At 50.0% G+C, this 19,488-nt stretch carries 19 protein-coding genes and 1 pseudogene; 7 read left to right on the top strand and 13 right to left on the bottom strand.

The genetic code is table 11. From position 1 onward, the window contains the following. Positions 1-261 precede the first annotated feature (261 nt). Positions 262-1,572 (bottom strand): ABC transporter permease, encoded by a 1,311-nt coding sequence (locus tag QZ311_RS11110; RefSeq protein WP_297067896.1) that lies wholly within the window; start codon positions 1,570-1,572, stop codon positions 262-264. A gap of 35 nt (positions 1,573-1,607) precedes the next feature. Then, on the bottom strand, positions 1,608-2,543 hold the full coding sequence (locus tag QZ311_RS11105; protein WP_297067893.1) for an ABC transporter ATP-binding protein: 936 nt from the start codon (positions 2,541-2,543) through the stop codon (positions 1,608-1,610). A gap of 154 nt (positions 2,544-2,697) precedes the next feature. Here QZ311_RS11105 and QZ311_RS11100 point away from each other — a divergent pair, with 154 nt between their 5' ends. The 6 genes from QZ311_RS11100 to glyA all read left to right on the top strand — a co-directional run bounded on the left by QZ311_RS11100 (position 2,698) and on the right by glyA (position 7,285). After that, complete coding sequence (locus QZ311_RS11100; protein WP_297067890.1) at positions 2,698-3,195, top strand: sigma-70 family RNA polymerase sigma factor; 498 nt, start codon at positions 2,698-2,700, stop codon at positions 3,193-3,195. Positions 3,196-3,255: 60 nt separating this feature from the next. Beyond that, positions 3,256-3,810: a hypothetical protein gene (locus QZ311_RS11095; protein WP_297067887.1), complete on the top strand. Its 555-nt coding sequence runs from the start codon at positions 3,256-3,258 to the stop codon at positions 3,808-3,810. Positions 3,811-3,940: 130 nt separating this feature from the next. Continuing rightward, the gene (pyrB, locus tag QZ311_RS11090) at positions 3,941-4,855 is read left to right on the top strand and encodes an aspartate carbamoyltransferase (RefSeq protein WP_297067884.1); all 915 of its coding nucleotides are present in this window, start codon (positions 3,941-3,943) and stop codon (positions 4,853-4,855) included. A gap of 58 nt (positions 4,856-4,913) precedes the next feature. Then, positions 4,914-5,375: an aspartate carbamoyltransferase regulatory subunit gene (pyrI, locus tag QZ311_RS11085; RefSeq protein WP_297067881.1), complete on the top strand. Its 462-nt coding sequence runs from the start codon at positions 4,914-4,916 to the stop codon at positions 5,373-5,375. A 2-nt stretch (positions 5,376-5,377) separates the two neighbouring features. Continuing rightward, on the top strand, positions 5,378-5,938 hold the full coding sequence (locus tag QZ311_RS11080) for a flavin reductase family protein (protein WP_297067878.1): 561 nt from the start codon (positions 5,378-5,380) through the stop codon (positions 5,936-5,938). Between the two features lie 66 nt (positions 5,939-6,004). Beyond that, a complete protein-coding gene (gene glyA / locus QZ311_RS11075) occupies positions 6,005-7,285 on the top strand; it encodes a serine hydroxymethyltransferase (protein ID WP_297067875.1) in 1,281 nt (426 codons plus the stop codon). A 156-nt stretch (positions 7,286-7,441) separates the two neighbouring features. On the opposite strand, the gene QZ311_RS11070 is transcribed toward glyA, so the two are convergent. From QZ311_RS11070 to mscL, 3 genes are all read right to left on the bottom strand, one after another. Further along, positions 7,442-9,340, bottom strand: coding sequence for a pectate lyase (locus QZ311_RS11070; protein ID WP_297067872.1), 1,899 nt, complete (start codon positions 9,338-9,340; stop codon positions 7,442-7,444). Further along, the gene (locus QZ311_RS11065) at positions 9,337-9,696 is read right to left on the bottom strand and encodes a hypothetical protein (protein WP_297067869.1); all 360 of its coding nucleotides are present in this window, start codon (positions 9,694-9,696) and stop codon (positions 9,337-9,339) included. The genes QZ311_RS11070 and QZ311_RS11065 overlap by 4 nt, the downstream gene beginning before the upstream one ends. Positions 9,697-9,840: 144 nt before the next feature. Further along, positions 9,841-10,278, bottom strand: coding sequence for a large-conductance mechanosensitive channel protein MscL (mscL, locus tag QZ311_RS11060; protein ID WP_297067867.1), 438 nt, complete (start codon positions 10,276-10,278; stop codon positions 9,841-9,843). 365 nt (positions 10,279-10,643) lie between these two features. Between mscL and gap the strand changes: the two genes are divergently transcribed. Beyond that, positions 10,644-11,654, top strand: a complete 1,011-nt coding sequence (gene gap, locus QZ311_RS11055; RefSeq protein WP_123613103.1) for a type I glyceraldehyde-3-phosphate dehydrogenase — start codon at positions 10,644-10,646, stop codon at positions 11,652-11,654. 119 nt (positions 11,655-11,773) lie between these two features. On the opposite strand, the gene QZ311_RS11050 is transcribed toward gap, so the two are convergent. The 8 genes and pseudogenes from QZ311_RS11050 to QZ311_RS11015 all read right to left on the bottom strand — a co-directional run. Next, on the bottom strand, positions 11,774-13,156 hold the full coding sequence (locus tag QZ311_RS11050) for an alanine/glycine:cation symporter family protein (RefSeq protein ID WP_297067862.1): 1,383 nt from the start codon (positions 13,154-13,156) through the stop codon (positions 11,774-11,776). Next, a complete protein-coding gene (locus QZ311_RS11045) occupies positions 13,150-14,442 on the bottom strand; it encodes a YgcG family protein (RefSeq protein WP_297067859.1) in 1,293 nt (430 codons plus the stop codon). Before QZ311_RS11045 ends, QZ311_RS11050 begins: the two co-directional genes overlap by 7 nt. 31 nt (positions 14,443-14,473) lie before the next feature. Next, the gene (gene dgt, locus QZ311_RS11040) at positions 14,474-15,811 is read right to left on the bottom strand and encodes a dGTP triphosphohydrolase (RefSeq protein ID WP_297067923.1); all 1,338 of its coding nucleotides are present in this window, start codon (positions 15,809-15,811) and stop codon (positions 14,474-14,476) included. Positions 15,812-15,921: 110 nt separating this feature from the next. Next, positions 15,922-16,749 carry a GLPGLI family protein gene (locus QZ311_RS11035; protein WP_297067856.1) on the bottom strand — a complete coding sequence of 276 codons (828 nt, stop codon included), beginning with the start codon at positions 16,747-16,749 and terminating at the stop codon, positions 15,922-15,924. A 142-nt stretch (positions 16,750-16,891) separates the two neighbouring features. Beyond that, positions 16,892-17,890: a class II fructose-bisphosphate aldolase gene (locus tag QZ311_RS11030; RefSeq protein ID WP_297067854.1), complete on the bottom strand. Its 999-nt coding sequence runs from the start codon at positions 17,888-17,890 to the stop codon at positions 16,892-16,894. A 158-nt stretch (positions 17,891-18,048) separates the two neighbouring features. Further along, positions 18,049-18,576 (bottom strand): NUDIX domain-containing protein, encoded by a 528-nt coding sequence (locus tag QZ311_RS11025; RefSeq protein ID WP_297067851.1) that lies wholly within the window; start codon positions 18,574-18,576, stop codon positions 18,049-18,051. Positions 18,577-18,621: 45 nt separating this feature from the next. Continuing rightward, positions 18,622-19,020 carry an FKBP-type peptidyl-prolyl cis-trans isomerase gene (locus QZ311_RS11020; protein WP_297067848.1) on the bottom strand — a complete coding sequence of 133 codons (399 nt, stop codon included), beginning with the start codon at positions 19,018-19,020 and terminating at the stop codon, positions 18,622-18,624. 343 nt (positions 19,021-19,363) lie between these two features. Next, positions 19,364-19,488, bottom strand: a pseudogene (locus QZ311_RS11015) (GDP-L-fucose synthase); the annotation flags it as partial.

Raw genomic sequence — 19,488 nt, 5'->3', positions numbered from 1 at the left:
ACAGTTTGTTTAACAATGGTTAAAACAGCTGTATGGGGCTTAGAGGCTGTTTTGTCTGAAAAACTCATGGCTTGAAATTAACAAGATTTTTTTAACGGCCTTTTAAAAATGTAAAAGCAACGCCTCAGGGTATGTAATTCCGTCTGTAGTCGAGGATATGTCTCAATGGCTTGACTCTATACCAAAGGCCTGCACCGCAAATTAGCAGTGCAGGCCTTTGGTGTACAGTCTATTATGTGAGATGATGTCCGGTAGGGATATTTATTTGTAGTTTATCCAGCGTATCAGTTCCTTTATCGAAGGCTTCTTTCCATACATGAAGATGCCGACGCGGTAAATTTTGCCTGCGAGCCATACCATTGATATGAATCCGATTGCGAGCAATACGAGTGAAAGTGCGATTTCCCAAGCCGGAATTCCGAAGGGGATGCGGGCGACCATGACCATCGGAGATGTCAGCGGGAACATCGACATCCAGAATGCAATGCTTCCCATAGGATCGGTGGCTGCTACCGTGGCGAATATAAGACCGAAGATAATCGGGAAGACTGCGAACGAAGTGAGCTGGCTTGCGTCCTGAATATTGTCGACCGACGAGCCGACAGCAGCGAAAATCGACGAGTAGAGAAGAAAACCGAAGACGAGGAATACGGTCATCAGGGCAATCAGCGAGAGGATGTGGCTTACATCGCCGAGCATCCCGACAGCCTGTAGTATCTCGATTGACGACGGATCACTTACGCTATCGAAGTTGCCGCTCTGCACGGCAGCTATGTCGGCCATTGCATCGGCCGGCATAAGTGCAGGGAGAAGGTAGGCCGACATGAGGGCGAGGAGAATGCCCCATATCACCATCTGGGTCACTGCGACGAGTGCCACACCGACAATCTTGCCCATCATGAGCTGTGCGGGCTTGACGGACGACACGACAACTTCGAGCACACGGTTGCCTTTCTCCTCGATGATTGAGGTCATGACCATCTGACCATAGATGAGAAGGAACATATAGAGGACGAATGTCATGCCGATGCCTACACCGTAGCTGAACATTGATGAGTTGCTCTCTTCGCTGTCTTTGTCGGCGCGGACGGTCGTAAGGCTTACATTGCTCTTGACGCTTTCGAGTATATCGTCAAGGTTGGCTATGTTGTAGCCTTTGAGCCGTTCGGTCTCGATGATGTTGTTGATCTGATTGACAATTCCTGATTCCGTGCCGACCGACGAAGGACCGTTGGTGTAATACTTGAGACCGTTGCGGTTGCCGGTAAGGATGTTGTCGGGGATGACGAGCACAGCGTCAATGCCTTCGCGGGTGAGTGCGGAGTCGACCGTCGCATCTGTCGCCGGGCGGAAACTGAGCGATTCGGAATCCTTGAGCTGTGGGAGGATTATACCGCTATTGTCAATCACCGCCACGGTAGTGTCCGATGAGTCGACATAATTCATGATTAAGGCCGGAAGAGCCATGAGAATCAACATCAGCACCGGCATTAGGATTGTGGTGAAGATGAAGCTTTTTTTCTTGACGCGCTCCATGTATTCGCGCTCGATTACTATACCTATTTTTGACATGGGGATTTGATTTTTTTTATGCGTTAGGCGGCTTTTCAGCTATTGGTTCTGCCGTCTTCCTTGACGGCGCGGATGAATATGTCGTTCATCGATGCGATGCTTTCGTTGATGCCTGCAAGGACGACACTGTCATTGGCAATCGAAATGGCATCGCGGAGCGTCGCGTCATCGTTGAGATGGAAGTTGAGGCGCGGACGGCCCTGCGCATCGGGGTCGAGGATGGCAAATTCGCTTGCGACAGGCTGCAGGCGCTCCATGAGGCTGCGCGGGTCGCCGGTGAAAGTGAGGTCGTAGCGGTTTCCGAAATACTGCCGGCGTATTTCCTCTACGTTTCCGCTGAGGATGTTGCGGCTTTTGTTGATGAGGGTGATGTTGTCGCAGATTTCTTCGACCGACGACATGTTGTGGGTCGAGAAAATCACGGTTGAGCCTTCATCTTTGAGCTTGAGAATCTCTTCTTTCAGGAGTGTCGCGTTGATGGGGTCGAAACCGGAAAAAGGTTCGTCGAAAATCAGGAGTTGCGGACGGTGGAGCACAGTGATGATGAACTGCACTTTCTGGGCCATTCCTTTTGACAGCTCTTCGACTTTTTTGTCCCACCACGACAGTATGTCGAATTTTTCGAACCACCGTCTCAGCTCTCTGACAGCATCCTGTTTTGACAGACCTTTGAGGCGTGCGAAAAATACGGCCTGCTCGCCGACCTTCATTTTTTTGTAGAGTCCGCGCTCTTCGGGAAGATAGCCGATGTGTTCGACATCAGCCTGCGTGAGCCGGTGGCCGTTGAACAGCACCTGTCCGTTGTCGGGGGCGGTGATATGATTGATAATTCGTATCAGCGTTGTCTTTCCTGCGCCGTTAGGGCCTAACAGTCCATAGACCTTTCCTTCAGGCACGTTGAGCGATACATTGTCGAGCGCAAGATGGGAGGAATAGGATTTGCTGACGTTTTCAACTTGGAGTATATCCATTGTAGTCTGTGTTGTGTGATAATTAACTGGTGTTTGTTATCTCGTTAGACGCAAATTTATAGAAAAAGTTTCACACGGCATGAAACTTTTTTCGGTCAATCGCGTCTAACGGAATAAGAACGTCAACACAGACCGGTAAATTCGAATAAAAGATATGGCATTAACTGAACGGGAATCACGATTCATGGCGATTGTCAACGACAACCGTCAGCTCCTGTATAAAGTATGCTATATGTATGCCACCGACCGCGATCATTTTCAGGATCTCTATCAGGAAGTGCTCGCCAACATCTGGGAGGGTCTGGGCTCGTTTCGCGGCGATTCGGCCGTGTCGACATGGCTTTACAGGACAGCTCTCAATACGTGTGTGACTTTCTTCCGCCGCCACAACCGTCATTCGTCGGAAATGACATCGCTTGACATGGCGGCGGAACTAATGGCCGACGACGGGCGGCGGACAGAACAGCTTCGCGAGATGTACAGACTTATATCTCAGTTGTCGAAAATCGACAAAGCGATAATCCTTATGTGGCTTGACGAACGCAGCTACGATGAAATAGCCGAGGTGACGGGATTCACACGCAACAATGTGGCTACACGTCTCAGGCGCATCAAGCAGCGGCTTGTTGACAATGGCAACAGCGACGAGTGACACATAAATATATTTATAGATTCAGAAATATACAACCATCGAAGAAACACTACCGACATTATGGACATAAACGATATCAAAAATAGCTGGAATTCCATAAACATTCCTCCCGATTACCGACATGACGACACCCGCGAACTCCTGTCGCGGATGGAGCAGGGGAGGGTTTCGACACTTCGCGACCGATTGGGGCTTATAAGCCGTAATCTCTCGCTGTTGTGTTTCATGGGCCTCCTGATGATGATGCCTTATTATCATGATGCCCCGACTTTGGCGATACTTGCCGACTGCTTTTTTGTGTTTATGGGTGTGTGCCATCTTCGGAACTACCGTAAGATACGCAACCTGAATTTTTCGGAGATGAGCGTGCGCGATGCCGTCCTTACTGTAGGCCGGCTTGAGAGCGAGCGCATCAAGCTGAGGGCCATAGGCATGGCTCTCGGGATACCGCTGGCGTTCTACATGTGTTTCACAATCACCGATTTGTTTGGCGACTATTATCTCTACGGCTGTTTGGCGGGGGCGGTCATCGGCGCGGTGATAGGTCTGATTATCAACTATCGGTCCAATTCTATTCTCCGCGAGATGCGCAGTCAGCTCAGTCAGGAGGAATGAGGTCCGTGATGGCGGCGGAGGCCGGATAAAGGAGGGTCGCAATCAGAATTTTTAACAGAAGTGAGTGTTTTTTGCTGAAAAGTGAGTAAATTTGCAGTGAACTCATCAAGCATTTCAACATTTCACTGCAATGAACACCAATAGTCTTGTATCAATAAGCGACATAGGGCGCGACGAGATTCTTTCGCTCCTCGACATGGCCCGTCGTTTTGAGGAAAATCCCAACCGCCGTCTGCTTGAAGGGCGCGTGGTCGCAACTCTGTTTTTCGAACCATCAACCCGCACGCGTCTGAGTTTCGAGACCGCAGTCAACCGTCTCGGAGGTCGTATCATCGGATTTTCCGATGCCAACACCACCAGCTCGTCGAAGGGCGAGACTCTGAAGGACACAATAAAGATGGTGAGCAACTATGTTGACCTCATAGTCATGCGTCACTATCTTGAAGGGGCGGCCCGCTATGCCTCTGAAGTGACCGATGTCCCTATCATCAATGCCGGCGACGGCGCTAACCAGCATCCATCGCAGACAATGCTCGATCTCTATTCCATCTACAAGACTCAGGGAACTCTTGAGAATCTCACCATCACGCTTGTCGGTGATCTGAAATATGGCCGCACTGTCCATTCGCTCATAATGGCTATGCGTCATTTCAACCCTACATTCCGTTTTGTTGCCTGCAAGGAGCTTGGAATGCCGGTGGAATACAAGACTTTCTGTGACGAAAACGGAATCCGCTACACTGAGCACACCGATTTTTCGCCTGAAGTCATCAACAGCAGCGATATCATCTACATGACGCGAGTCCAGCGCGAACGTTTTGCCGACATCATGGAGTATGAACGTGTCAAGGACCTGTATAACCTCAACAACTCTATGCTCGGCGACGCACGTGAGAATATGCGTATCCTCCATCCGCTGCCGAGAGTCAACGAGATTGCACAGGATGTCGACGACAATCCGCATGCCTATTATTTCGAGCAGGCCCGCAACGGCCTCTATGCCCGTCAGGCAATCATCTGCCGTGCGCTCGGCATCGACGCATGAACAACGTCACTTATCTCCTTAAATATTCAACCTACAACAACTAATCCACTTACGGAGTATGACTGTCTCAAAACAAGAACTCGCTGTGGCCGCCCTGCGTGACGGCACTGTGATTGACCATATACCGTCGGCCTCTCTCTTCAAGGCTGTCAAGATTCTCGGCATCGAGAATCTCGGTGGCGCTGTCACCATCGGCAACAATCTTGACAGCAAAAAGCTCGGCAAAAAGGGCATCATCAAGGTCGCCGACGTCTTTTTCCCCGAATCGACTCTCAACCGTATAGCCCTCATCGCACCGTCGGCCGTGGTCAACATTATCCGTGACTATGAAGTAGTCGAAAAGTTCCCGGTGACGCTTCCCGATACGATTGTAGGCATCGTCAAGTGCGGTAATCCCAAGTGTATCACCAACAACGAGCCGATGCGCACGCGTTTCCATGTCATCGACCGCGAGGATGTCACCATAAGCTGTCACTACTGTTCGCAGGCCGTGCGCAGTATCGACGCAAAGATTATCTGACTATGAAGGTAGCATGGAAGCCGGGGACGATGATCTATCCGCTGCCCGCGGTCCTCGTGAGCTGTGGTGACGAGAATCACAGCAACATATTCACTGTGGCATGGGTCGGGACTGTGTGTACCAATCCTCCGATGTGTTACATTTCGGTGCGTCCCGAACGTTTTTCCTATCCGCTGATTAAGGAAAAGATGGAATTTACCATCAACCTGACCACCGAAGCGATGGCGCGTGCGACGGATTGGGCCGGAGTCCGTTCCGGTCGTGACTACGACAAATGGAAAGAAACCGGGCTGACCCCTGTTAAGGGCGTGAAAGTCTCCGCTCCCTACATAGCCGAATCACCCATGTGTATCGAATGCCGGGTGAAGGAAATCGTGCGTCTCGGCAGCCATGACATGTTCATAGCCGACGTGGTCAATGTGCTTGCCGAGGAATCTCTGATTGATCCTGAGACCGGGGCGTTTGACCTCGGAGCGGCCGGTCTGATCAACTATTCCCACGGGCATTATTTCAAGCAGGGAGAAGAAATCGGTCGGTTCGGCTGGAGCGTCAAGAAAAAATAAAGGCGTAGACCTCAAAATCTCGCCAAAAAACAAAGAAACTCATCACACGTATAATATTTATAAGGTATGAAAGAAGACAACGTTATCTTCGACATTATTGAGCGCGAGCATCAGCGCCAGAAAAAGGGAATCGAACTCATCGCTTCCGAAAACTTCGTCAGCGAGCAGGTGATGCGCGCTATGGGTTCGTGTCTCACAAACAAATATGCCGAAGGCTATCCCGGTCACCGTTACTATGGCGGTTGCGAGGTTGTTGACGAGGCTGAAAACATCGCCATCGAGCGTCTGAAAGAACTGTTCGGCGCAAAATGGGCAAATGTGCAGCCCCATTCAGGCGCGCAGGCCAATATGGCGGTGTTCATGGCCTGTCTCAATCCGGGCGACAAATTCCTCGGACTCAACCTCAGCCACGGCGGTCACCTTTCACACGGCAGCCCTGTCAACTTCTCAGGTCTGATGTTCAATGCGCTTGAATACAACGTTGACCGCGAGACCGGTCGCGTGGACTATGAGCAGATGGAGGAAGTGGCACGTCGCGAGCGTCCACGCCTGATCATCGGTGGTGCGAGCGCCTATAGCCGCGAATGGGACTATGCACGCATGCGCCGTCTCGCCGATGAAATCGGTGCGATATTCATGGTTGACATGGCTCATCCCGCGGGTCTCATTGCCGCAGGTCTTCTTGATAACCCCGTCAAATATGCCCACATCGTTACCACAACCACTCACAAGACACTTCGTGGTCCGCGCGGTGGTGTCATCATGATGGGTGAGGATTTCGAGAATCCGTGGGGCAAGACCACGCCGAAGGGTGTTGTCAAAATGATGTCTCAGCTGCTTGATTCAGCCGTGTTCCCTGGTGTGCAAGGTGGTCCGCTCGAACATGTTATCGCCGCCAAGGCTGTCGCATTCGGCGAAGCTCTGCAGCCCGAATTCCGTGAATATCAGCTTCAGGTGCAGAAGAATGCAGCCGTGCTTGCTCAGGCTCTTGTCGATATGGGCTACAACATCGTTTCGGGTGGTACGGACAACCACTGTATCCTCGTCGATCTGCGCACCAAGTTCCCCGAACTTACAGGCAAGGTGGCCGAGAAGGCTCTCGTGATGGCCGACATCACTGCCAACAAGAATATGGTTCCGTTTGATTCACGCAGCCCGTTCCAGACTTCGGGTATCCGCCTCGGAACTCCGGCCATCACCACACGTGGCGCTAAAGAGCCTCTCATGCTCGAAATCGCCGAGATGATTGACACAGTGCTCCGCAATCCCGAAAGCGCTGAAAACATCGCTGCGGTGCGTGCCAAGGTCAATGCGACCATGCAGCCCTATCCGATGTTTGCATATTGATTCAATGACTGAATCATACGACTGACCGTCCGGCATATGGCCGGATGGCATATAAAAGACAGAACAGACAGAAGGTTTTTTATTCTGCAATTGCCGAAGCCTTCTGTCTGTTCTGTCTTTTATATAATTTACTCCGTAGCCGGTGGGGAGGGCGGATTACTCGAATATTCCAATGAGTGTTGAGCTATAGTTTTTCACAGCTGTCTGTAGCGGGACTATAAGGTTATAATTAGAATCTTCCGAGAGATTGTCGAAACTCCATTTGAAATCACCCTTGTTCAGACGGCCCGCACCGAAATATCCTGTGACATAGGCAGGCACATCGGTTGCTTCAAGAGGAGAATAGTCGTATATTAGCGTTGGGTTCGTGTCAAAATTATCATATACAGAGCCTCCGGCTTTTGCGGTATATGTTTCAGGTATGGTCTCGTCGCGTGTCGATGCCTCGTAACAGTCAAAATCGGTTGTACTCATGTTTTGGGTCACAGGCATATACCCGTTGGTCTCATTATCGGCATAGACATTCCCGAAACTCTTTATGATTCCTCCCGGTTCGTTTGAGAAAGTGCCGCTGCCTTTGGCATCAGTGCCCTGTTTTGAAATCAGCATGGGATGTTTTGTGGCCCGGAAAAAATTGCGTTCGACAAAAGCGCTTCCTCCGCTCGTGACTCCGACTCCGTATTTCGCTATGCCGTCGTAGTAATTGTTCCACACATGCACGGTCATTGTGCGTATGCGTGGATGGCGCGAGTCGGAGTGGTCAAACCAGTTGCTGTGGTAGTCGATGTAGTTTGGGCCGGTCTCGCTCTTCATACCGCAAAGCGACATCTTTCCGCTGTCAAAGAAGTGGATATTTGCGAATGTGATATACTTTGAGTCGCCTTTGACATCTACTGAACCGTCGCCTTTTATCTGGTCCTTGTCCTTGCCGGGCTGCCCGTAGAAAATGTCGAGGTGATGAATCCAGATGTGGCTGTTGTCCGTGTCAAGTGATATTCCGTCATCCATGAACCAGTATATTCCGAAATTCCTCATCTCTATGCTTGAGCTGTTGCGGACCAGTATTCCGAATCCGTGGATTGCGGCATCCTCGCCTATGCCCTCGATTGTTATGTTCATAGGCGCATATCCGTTTTTGCCTTTTACCTGAAGTCCCTCCGAAGAACTCAGGAATGAGTCCATGTCATTGGCTTTTATTGTGCCTATGATGCGGATTGCGAGTGGCCTTTTTTCAAATCCTTTCTGGTAGCCTTTGATGATTTGTTGAAGTCCTGTGAAAACAGTGCCTTTGCCTGCTGTCTCCTTGGCGCTCTGCAACACCTCGCATTGTACGGTTTTAGCTGTTTCTGCTGTCACATATATGACACGTGCGTCATCTTTCAGCTCTCCGTTGTCATCATAAGCACCTACGCCGCTGAAGTTGTGATGGGCGAAACCTTTGCGGTTATGACTCCTGACGGTCATTGATTTTGCCTCGCTCGCCGATGAGTCGTCTTCAACTCCGTTGACCACAGGGACTACCTTTATCGAATATGTTCCGGCAGTAAGCCCTACGATATCGGCGCGTCCATATGTGCCATAGTTTCTTGACAGCTCTCGGTCGGTCGGAGTGTAGTCCGCATACTTCCCACCTTTTATATATATACGGTAGCTTGATGCTCCATCCATGATGTCCCATTTGATATAAGCGGATTCAAGCCATCCTTTGGCTTCGGTTATGTTGACCCCTCCGTTGACAATCTCGGCGCACTCTCCGCTTTCGGGCGTTTTTGAAAAGCCTATTGAAGTTACGTTTTGACAGTATTCGTCGTTCCAGTCGCCGGATTTCGGTATCACGCTGACAGTTCCGTTCTTATTGTCGATATTTACTTCCGAAAGTTCGTCGGTGTTGTAATGTTTCACTTCGCCTGTCGCCGTCTGAAGCATTATCTGATTTACAGACGGATTCATTCTGACGGAATGGTCGGCCGGATTCTGTCCATGTGCGCAGAGAGTGGATAGGATGGTGGTAGCTACGGCTATCCGGAGGATTGCTTTATTTCTGATGTTTATCATTTGACATAGACTTTTTGACCGTTGACAATGTAGAAGCCTGCACTAAGATTTTTGGGGTTGGTCCCTAAATATTGGCCTTTGAGATTATAGATGCCGGAAGGTTTTTGGGGATCGGCGATAACGTCGTCGATGGCTGAAGTTGCATGTCTAATTTTTATAGACACGAATTTCATGTCGGCCTCGATTGATGAATTGTCGCTGAATGATAATGTGACAGTGTTTCCGTTGAATTTAAGTTTCGTAAGGTCTTTGTCAATTTCAATGCCGTCGATGACGGTGCTTGTCTTCGAATCGGCATTGATGCCGATTGCCCATGCGGCCATTAGCGTGCCGAGAATGATTCGGAATGTTTTCATGGTTGTTTTGAATGGCTTTTTGTTAAGGTGTTGGTAGTGATGTAGCTGCCGTGGGGCAGGCAGGTGGCTTTAGGACTGGCAGAGACATGGACTTAAGAGTGCCGGGAAACGGCACTCTTAAGTTCAGGCATGATGTATCGTAGCTTATTTCGACTCCTTATTTTTGAGGATGTCGCGGATTTCGGTGAGGAGCACTTCTTCTTTTGTCGGTTCGGGGACGGCCTCGGGTTCGGGAGCTGCTTTTTCTTTACGTTTCAACTGGTTAATGGCTTTTATGGCGACGAATATGCAGAAAGCGACAATGAGGAAATCGACCACTGTCTGAATCCATGTGCCCCAGTTAAGTGTGACCTCGGGTTTGAGGACTTCCTTTGTCGCTCCGTCTACCACAGCCTGCTGTATGACCCACTTGTAGTCAGTGAAATTTATGCCGCCTGTGGCAACTCCGACAAGAGGCATGATTATGTCATCGACGAGCGATGAAATAATTTTGCCGAAAGCAGCACCGATGACAACGCCGACAGCCATGTCGATGACATTGCCGCGCATTGCAAACTCTTTGAATTCTTTGATGAAAGACATGCTGTGTAGTTTGAAGATTGTGAATGAATATAAATAAATGTATTAAGCGTGAGAAAAATTCATATACACATAAAACCATCATGTGGTATGAATTGTTTATATGACACAAAAATAGAGAAAAATGACGTATTACTATTATCGGTGCGCTTTATTTAGCTTTTTTATACAAAATCGAGTAAAAAACGCCAATTTTATTTCGATGTATAACAATTGAAATCCAAAAAAAAGTGCTACCTTTGTAGCGCTTTTGACAGGGTGGCGACGAGGGCGCGTGGCATGCGTCCTGCTCTCCGGAATCCCTCCCTCATGATTTCAATATTTTCAATAGGAATTTTAGATTTAACAACCCAATTTTTTATACAATTATGACAAAAATAGGTATTAATGGATTTGGCCGTATCGGTCGGTTCGTGTTCCGTGCTTCAACCAAGCGCGATGATATCGAGGTAGTAGCAATCAACGACCTTCTTCCCGTTGACTACATGGCTTACATGCTTAAGTATGACACCATGCACGGTCGTTTCGACGGAACAGTTGATTATGATCTCGAAAAGAGCCTCCTTATCGTAAACGGCAAGCCCATCCGCGTGACCGCATGCAAGAATCCCGCTGAAATTGGCTGGGGTGCTGTAGGTGCTGAATACGTTGTTGAGTCAACAGGTCTCTTCCTCACAAAGGAAAAAGCTCAGGCTCACATCGAAGCCGGTGCTAAGTATGTAGTTATGTCTGCTCCTTCCAAGGACGACACCCCCATGTTCGTTTGCGGTGTAAACCAGGACAGCTACGTGAAGGGAACTCAGTTCGTTTCTAACGCTTCTTGCACCACTAACTGTCTCGCTCCTATCACTAAGGTGCTCAATGACAAGTTTGGCGTTGTTGAAGGTCTCATGACTACAGTTCACTCTACAACTGCAACTCAGAAGACTGTTGACGGTCCCTCTATGAAGGACTGGCGCGGTGGCCGTGCAGCTTCAGGCAACATCATCCCTTCTTCTACCGGTGCTGCTAAGGCTGTAGGTAAAGTTATCCCCGAACTCAACGGTAAGCTTACCGGTATGTCAATGCGTGTCCCCACCCTCGACGTATCTGTAGTTGACCTCACTGTAAACCTTGCTAAGCCGACTTCTTACGAAGAAATCTGCGCTGCCATGAAGGAAGCTGCTGAAGGCGAACTCAAGGGTATCCTCGGCTACACTGAAGATGCAGTCGTTTCAAGCGACTTCCTCGGTTGCCCCCTCACTTCTATCTTCGACGCTAAGGCTGGTATCCAGCTTACTCCTACCTTCGTTAAGGTCGTTTCTTGGTATGACAACGAAATCGGCTACTCTAACAAGGTGCTCGATCTTATCGCTCACATGAAGAAGGTTAACGGCTAATCAATTCCGAATACAATATCTTCTTAAATAACTGATGTCTCCCATCCCGAATCGTTTTCGGGATGGGAGATTTTTTTATCGACGTGATGGAAACAGGATTACTTCTGCTTGCGATATTTTTATTTTGTGGAGTCGAATTTCTCGACTTCCTCGCGGACTTCTTTGCGAAGAAGCAGGATTGTGAGCATGGTGGGGAAGGCCATTAGCGCATAGAATAGATCGCAGAAGCCGATGGCGACACCGAGTGGCATGACGGCAAACACTACTAAAGTGGCGATGAAGAACCAAGTGTAGAATCTCGCTTTGCGTTCACCGAAAAGATAGGCTGCGCAACGGTTGCCATAGAAACTGTAGCTGAACATTGATGAGAGTGAGAAACACAACACGATGACCATCAGCATAAATTCGCCCATCGGGATAGCGTTGCCGAATGCTTTCATGGCCACGTCAAGTCCCTTGACACCTTCGACAGTCCCTATATCGCCGCACAGAAGCAGGGCGATTGCAGTTAGTGTGCATACAAGACCGGAATCGATGCTCGGTCCGAGCATTGCGATTAGTCCTTCACGCACGGGAGAAGTGTTGGCTGAAGCTCCGTGCATGATTGTTGCCGTTCCGACTCCGGCATCGTTGACGAGGGCGGCGCGTCGCGCGCCGATGATGGCTATTCCGGCGAGTGCGCCCCAGCTGGCACGCAGATTGAAGGCTTCGGTGAAGATGCTTTTGAATACCGCAGGGACTTCTGTGATGTTTGTTATTATTATGTAGAGTACAAGGATGAAGTAGAGTCCGACCATGAATGGGACGAGCCATTGGGCCACGCGGGCTATTCGCCTGATGCCTCCGATGACCACGATTGTGACCGTAACGGCGATTCCGAGTCCGATGAGAAGCCGGAAGGCGCTTTCGTGACTCAAGCCGATGGCCGACGACAGACCGGCGACAACCGAGTTGCCCTGTAGCCATTCAGGTGTTGTGAATGCGCTGACCATTGCCTCTGTGAGCTGGTTGGCGTTCATGATGCAAAGAGTTCCGAGCATCCCGGCTATTGCAAATGTTATGGCAAGCCAGTGCCATTGAGGGCCGAGTCCGCGGTCAATGATATACATAGTCCCACCTGCGCTGCGGCCATCGGCAAGAGTGAGCTTGTGGCGTGTGGTCAGCACTCCCTCGTGAAATTTGGTCGACATCCCGACAAGGGCGCTGACCCACATCCAGAAGATTGCTCCCGGTCCTCCCATCACCAGAGCGATGGCCACTCCTGCAATGTTGCCCATGCCAACGGTGGCGGCTACCACTGATGCAAGCGCCTGTACGGAGGATATCTGCGAACCGGAGTCGCGCGACTGTTTGCTGCGCAGTTCGTGGAAGGCTGCGGGAAGCTTGCGCAGTGAGACCATTCCTGAATAGAAAAACAGGAAGAATCCGCCTCCGATGAGGAGTATGAAAAGCGGATAGCCGCAGAGAAAGTCGGCGAGCGTCGTAATGAATCCGTCTACCATCGTCCACCGGCTCCGCCGCCTCCCGTCATGCCGCCTCCGAATGAACCGCCGGAGAATCCTCCTCCGCCACCGCCTCGTCCGCCCAATGCGCTGCCGAGAATCGCACCGGCGGCAACTGCCGCAGCCGGGTCAGGCTTCTTGGGAATGCGGAAACGCTTGTTGTGCTGGTTGCCGCAATTCTTACATATATATATGTCTACTCCTTCACCTTCTGTGTTGACGGTGGGCTGACGTAATGTCCGGCGGTCGACCATTGACATGGCACGAGCCCCGCAGCGCTCGCATTGAGTATAGTTGGTGGTGCGGTTTATATAGGGTAGCACTTCGGTCTGGTGGCATTTCGGACAATGCCACACGTCGTAGTCGATTGAGTTGATGCGCTCTTCGGTGTCCTGTGCCGGTGTCAGATAGTCGTTGTCATGTTCCTCGTCGATGAGTTCCATTTGTGTTCCGCAATGGGTGCAATTGCGTTTGTGGCGTCTGACACGTTTCATTTTGGTTATTAGTATAAGGTAGGCTGGGAGGCCGATTCCAAGTGTGAGGAATGATCCGAAAAGCGTCAGGGTGCGGTATTGGTCAAGAGCGCGGTAGCGCTGCACGTCGTCAAGCTTTTTTGTCGAATAAATGGAATAGAAGACGAGCAGCAGAAGGCCTGCGCCGATTGCTACCGCAAAACCGAGATAGAGATTGAATAGCTCAGCTCCTGAAATGTCATCATCCGTGTTTCGACGTGAGTCGTTGGCATATTTTGATTTAAGCTCTTCGGCAACCGACGGGTCGCTCAGGGCATCAATTATGGTGGTCACACCTGCGACAGTTCCTTCGTCGAACTTTCCTTCGCGGTAGAGCGGGAACATTTGATTACGGATTATGCGTCCGGCGACGATGTCGGGAAGAGCGCCTTCGACTCCGTAGCCTGTGCGGATGATTGCCGCGTGGTCATCGCGCGATAGCAGGACGAGTACGCCGTTGTCTTTGTCCTTTTTGCCGATTTTCCATTTCTCAAACAGTTTTGTCGCGAATTCTTCGGGTGTCATTGACGAATCGACCTGATCCACGGCTACTACCACGAGTTCCGCGGAGGTGTTTGCCCACAGAGCGCCGATTTTGGAGTTCAGATGGCTCACGGCTGCGCGAGAGAGTATGCCGGATGGGTTTGAGACATATTGTGTGCGGTCGGCCACATGGACGTTTGGCACTTCGTCGACCGTTATCGCCGCGAGGGGAAGCACTGTCATGAAGAAGATGACAAGCAGGAGTGTCAGGCGTGAATTGAGATATTTCATGCTGGGAGTGGAATATGCAGATTATGTGGGGTTAGTTGTTGATTTTCAGGCTCATGGCGCTCAGGCTTCGGTAGAGATCGAGAGCATAGACATCGGTCATGCCCGAGATGTGGTCGAGCACGGCCTGGATTTTGCCGTAGAGTGTCGGAGAGTCTATTTCATATTGCTGCGGTACTTTTGCAAGCAACAGGCGCGAGTAGTTGAGTTCGGGATTCCTGACGGCTTTTACGAGTTCGTGGATAAGGAACGAGATGATGCGTGTTCCGGCCAGTTCGATGTCGACCACATCGCCGGAGCAATATATTTTTTTCCACGACAATGCTTCGCAGTCGCGGTAGCCTTGACGTTCGAGCGGAGATATGTGGTCGAGGAGCGATCCGCGGAATTCACCGTGCATTATTTCCTCTTCATGGGCGATGAATGCTTCGGCGCATCGGTTGACAAGTGTGCCTATTATACAGGAGCGGAGATAAGCGATTTTTTCGTTCGGGTCGTCGACTCCTGCCATTATGCGTTCGATATGTGCCCGGCGTGCATCATCGAAATATCCAAGGAATAGGGGGATTACCTGTTCGGTAGAGAGAATTTTCAGTTTATGTGCGTCCTCTATGTCCATGATTTCATAGCATATGTCGTCGGCAGCCTCGACAATGTAGACAAGCGGATGGCGTGCGTAGCGCAGCTGTCCCTCGTGTTCTTTTAGAGGAAGCATCCCCAGCTCGTCGGCCACTTTCGTGAAATCGGCCTGTTCGGATGTGAAAAAACCGAATTTACCGTGGCTGCCTGCAAGCGATGAGTCGAAGGGGTATTTGACAATCGATGCAAGGGTGGAGTAGGTCATGGCAAAACCTCCCGGCCGACGGCCGTTGAAGCGGTGGGTCAGCAAGCGGAATGCGTTGGCGTTGCCTTCGAAATGTGTGAGATCGCTCCACTGGCGCGGAGTGAGTTCGCTTTCAAGCTCTCTGCCTTCGCCTTCGCTGAAGTAGGTGGCTATGGCCTTTTCGCCTGAATGACCGAACGGCGGGTTGCCGAGGTCATGGGCGAGACATGCGGCAGCGACAATCTCTCCGATAGAGTCGAGTTTGCCGACCCAAGGTTCGTCGGCATATTTCTTGCGCAGTTCCGAGGCAATCTCAGCAGCCATCGAGCGTCCGACACATGCAACTTCGATGCTGTGGGTCAGGCGGTTGTGCACAAAGATGCTTCCCGGAAGCGGGAACACCTGAGTTTTATTCTGTAGTCTGCGGAAAGGGGACGAGAAGACGAGCCGGTCGAAGTCGCGCTGAAAGTCGCTCCTCGATCCTCGTTTTGGATCGTGGTAGTGTTCAAGCCCGAACCGCTTGTCGTTGATGAGCCTGTCCCATGACATTCGTTGCATAATGGTAGTATAGATAGTTTGTTATATTCTATAACGCGAAATTAATGAAAAATGCTGACAAGCTTCGAATATAGCTGCCTAAAAATCATTAAGAGCGTAGCTTAACGATAGTCGGTTTCGATATAGTCGACAATATCTGCCGGCAGATACTTTTGATAGGTAACGTTTTTATAGACAACTATGTTTGTCCCTGCCTGTGACCCGATATTGCGCGAGGGATTGTCGAGGCATGATCTTCGTAGATTCCAGAAATCCTTGCGCCCGATTTGTTCACATTTATCGCGCCCGTAGACATCCGTCACAGGACGATGCGAGTGTCGGATTTCGCTGGCGATAAAGCTGTATTGTCCACCTTCGCAGTTGGCCTCGAGAATTAATCCCGGAAGTCCCCTGAGTTTCCACGGGCCGTCGTTGACAGGAAGTTCCGGGGCGAACCACACTGTCCATTTTCTTCCGTGTAACTCGGCTGAAGCCAAGGTGCATTCATATCCGAGGATTGTCCGGCAGGAGTCGCCTATCGTCCATAGGGGTTCTGGTAAGGATTCCTTTACATGGAATTTCGTGCCGTTGGCTATATCGTAGGTATGAAGTTCGTTGCTCGATAAAAATTTTGTCACGTAAAATGAGCCGTCAACTCTCGGTATTTTATCCTGTTCTCCTTTTTGCCATAGTTCCATTTTAAGTGTGTTGAATATCTCGAATCCTTCGGGGGTTGATTCGATTGAATCGATATATTCTGTGTTGGGCGAATAGAATTTTGATTTGTGGCCGTCGGTATGTAGGATATATCTGTTGGTCACATTCGGTTCGGCTCTCTTCATTGTCTGAACCGGATGCATGTATGTATATCCGACTTCGAGTGTGCCGGTTTGCGCATACATACTCAATGATATGAGAAATGTCGGAAGAAGTAAAATCAGTCTACGCATTATATCGCATATTTTATAGTTGACAGGATTGGCTATTCAAGTAAAGATTGGCAATGGAGTTGAAACTGCTTCTTAGTAAAATCGCCCGGCATTGTCGGTAATGCCGGGCGATTTGTTCGTGTGATATTCAGCAGAAGACTGATTATTCAGCCTTGCCGTTTGAGCCGAGGACGGCAACGATCTTGTGCTTGTAGAGCTTTTCCATTTCGTCGCGTGCCGGGCCGAGATATTTGCGGGGGTCGAACTCTGCGGGTTTGGTAGCAAGCACTTTGCGGACAGCAGCTGTCATTGCGAGACGGCTGTCAGAGTCGATGTTGATCTTGCAAACGGCGCTCTTTGCAGCCTTGCGGAGTTCTTCTTCGGGGATACCGATTGCGTCGGGAAGTTTGCCGCCGTATTCGTTGATTTCTTCAACGTATTCCTGAGGAACAGAGCTTGATCCGTGGAGCACGATGGGGAATTCGGGGAGTTTTTCCATAACGGCATCGAGTACGTTGAATGCCAGTGGGGGAGGCACGAGACGGCCGTTGGCGTCGCGAGTACACTGTTCGGGCTTGAACTTGTAAGCTCCGTGTGATGTGCCGATTGAGATTGCGAGTGAGTCAACACCTGTGCGGGTAGCGAAGTCGATAACTTCTTCAGGGTCGGTGTAGGTGTGGTGGTCGGAAGAAACTTCGTCTTCAACACCGGCGAGTACGCCGAGCTCTCCTTCGACAGTCACGTCATACTGGTGAGCGTAGTCGCATACTTTCTTTGTGAGAGCAACATTTTCTTCGTAGGGGAGGTGTGAACCGTCAATCATGACAGACGAGAAGCCGTGTTCGATGCAGTCCTTGCAGAGTTCGAAGCTGTCACCGTGGTCGAGGTGAAGCACAATCTGCGGATTTTCCCAGCCAAGGCTCTTGGCATATTCTACAGCACCCTGAGCCATGTAGCGGAGAAGAAGGGGGTTGGCATAGTTGCGTGCACCTTTAGAAACCTGAAGGATCACGGGTGATTTTTCCTCGGCTGCAGCTTTGATGATTGCCTGAAGCTGCTCCATGTTGTTGAAGTTGAAAGCGGGAATCGCATAACCACCCTTGATAGCCTTGGCAAACATTTCTTTGGTGTTTACGAGGCCTAATTCCTTATAACTTGTCATTTTTAGTTAAGAGGTTTAATTAATAATATAATTAGAATTGTCTGGCACAAAGATAAGAAAAATTTTACAGCCGTAGTCATCATTGCTGAAAAATTTCGTTAATTGGGCTTTGAAATTGTTATTAGATATAATCGTCTCTTATTTGTCGGCTATGGTGGTCAGCGGTCTACATCGTCCGGACTTTTGGGGCAGAAAAGGCGTTGATATTCGCTTTCGAAGTTCGGGGTGAAGATATTTTTACCGATGTTGGCAATGATTTCTTCTTTAGTCCAGAAGCGTCCGCCGTCAAGTTCGTCGGACGGGACAGGGATTGTGTCGACGATTGTTTTGAATGCGTTGACCAGTTCGCGTTCGCGTGAGGATTCGAAAATGTAGCTTGTCAGAAATTCAGGGTTGAAGTCTGTGATGCCAAGCTCCTCGCAGGCTTCGCGACGGAGTGCCGCTTCGGTCTCCTCGCCGAAATCAATGTGTCCGCCGACAGCTGTGTCCCATTTCCCCGGTTGGATGTCTTTCCAATCGGGACGTTTTTGGAGATACAGGCATCCTTCGCTATTAAAGACGTGGAGATGGACCACGGGATGAAGAAGTTTGCTTCCGTCATGGCATTGGCCGCGTGTGGCCGATCCGATTGTCTTTCCGGTTTCGTCGACGAGTGGGAAAAGTTCTGAGGCGTTGTCTTGTGGCATTTCTTTTGCGGATGATATGTGGTCGTGGTATGGTGCAGGTTCTGATTATGAGATGCCGAGAAGTTCGATTTCGAAAATCAAGGTCGATCCGCCGGGGATGCCGGGTTGGTTGAATTTGCCGTATGCCTGTTCGGCCGGGATGTAGATTTCCCATTTATCTCCGATGTGCATCTGTTGGAGTGCAATTATCCATCCGGGGATTAGTTCGCGGAGACGGAAAGCCGGAGCGACACCTCCACGGCTGCTGTCAAAAGTCTTGCCGTTGATTGTTTTGCCGGTATAGTGGGCGACAACCACACTGCTGCGGTTTGGTGTCGGGCCGTCGGTGCGTCCTCGTTTGATTACCTTATAGAATATCCCCTTGTCGAGCGGACGCACTCCTTCCTCATGTGATTTGGCCTCAAGCCATGTTTTGTTTTTCTGAATATATTCGGGTTTAGCCATATGATTGCTGTCTGGTATGGTTGTCTGTTAAATAGATGCAAAAGTAGTAAATTTTGAAAGAATGGTCAACACTGCATCCATAATGAGTTCCGGTCTGTGAGGGATGACTCCGATATTCATATCCTTTAAAGGTTTAACTTCATTACAAAGGAGCGTTTTCTATTTAATCCTCGTTTGTCGCTGCAAATCTAAGGTAGGCGATTTGATAATTCCTATTATATAATAAGGTGGAAAAGGTGTGGGTCGGGTATAAAAAACTCGTCCCATCCGCTCCCGAATAGTAGAGATTGGATGAGACGAGTTATAATCTGTATTATCTGTTAGTTGGTGGTTGAGGGGGAGGTTATCGCTCGGCGCGCATTGGGTTTGAGAGGAAGTCGTCGTATGCGAGGCGTATGCCTTCGGCGAGTGATGTTGATGCTGTCCAGCCGAGTCGTGTGGCCTTGGAGACGTCGAGGAGCTTGCGGG

Source organism: uncultured Duncaniella sp., from assembly GCF_910578445.1.
Classification (GTDB): Bacteria; Bacteroidota; Bacteroidia; order Bacteroidales; family Muribaculaceae; genus Duncaniella.
This window is presented reverse-complemented; position numbering and strand designations above follow the sequence as displayed.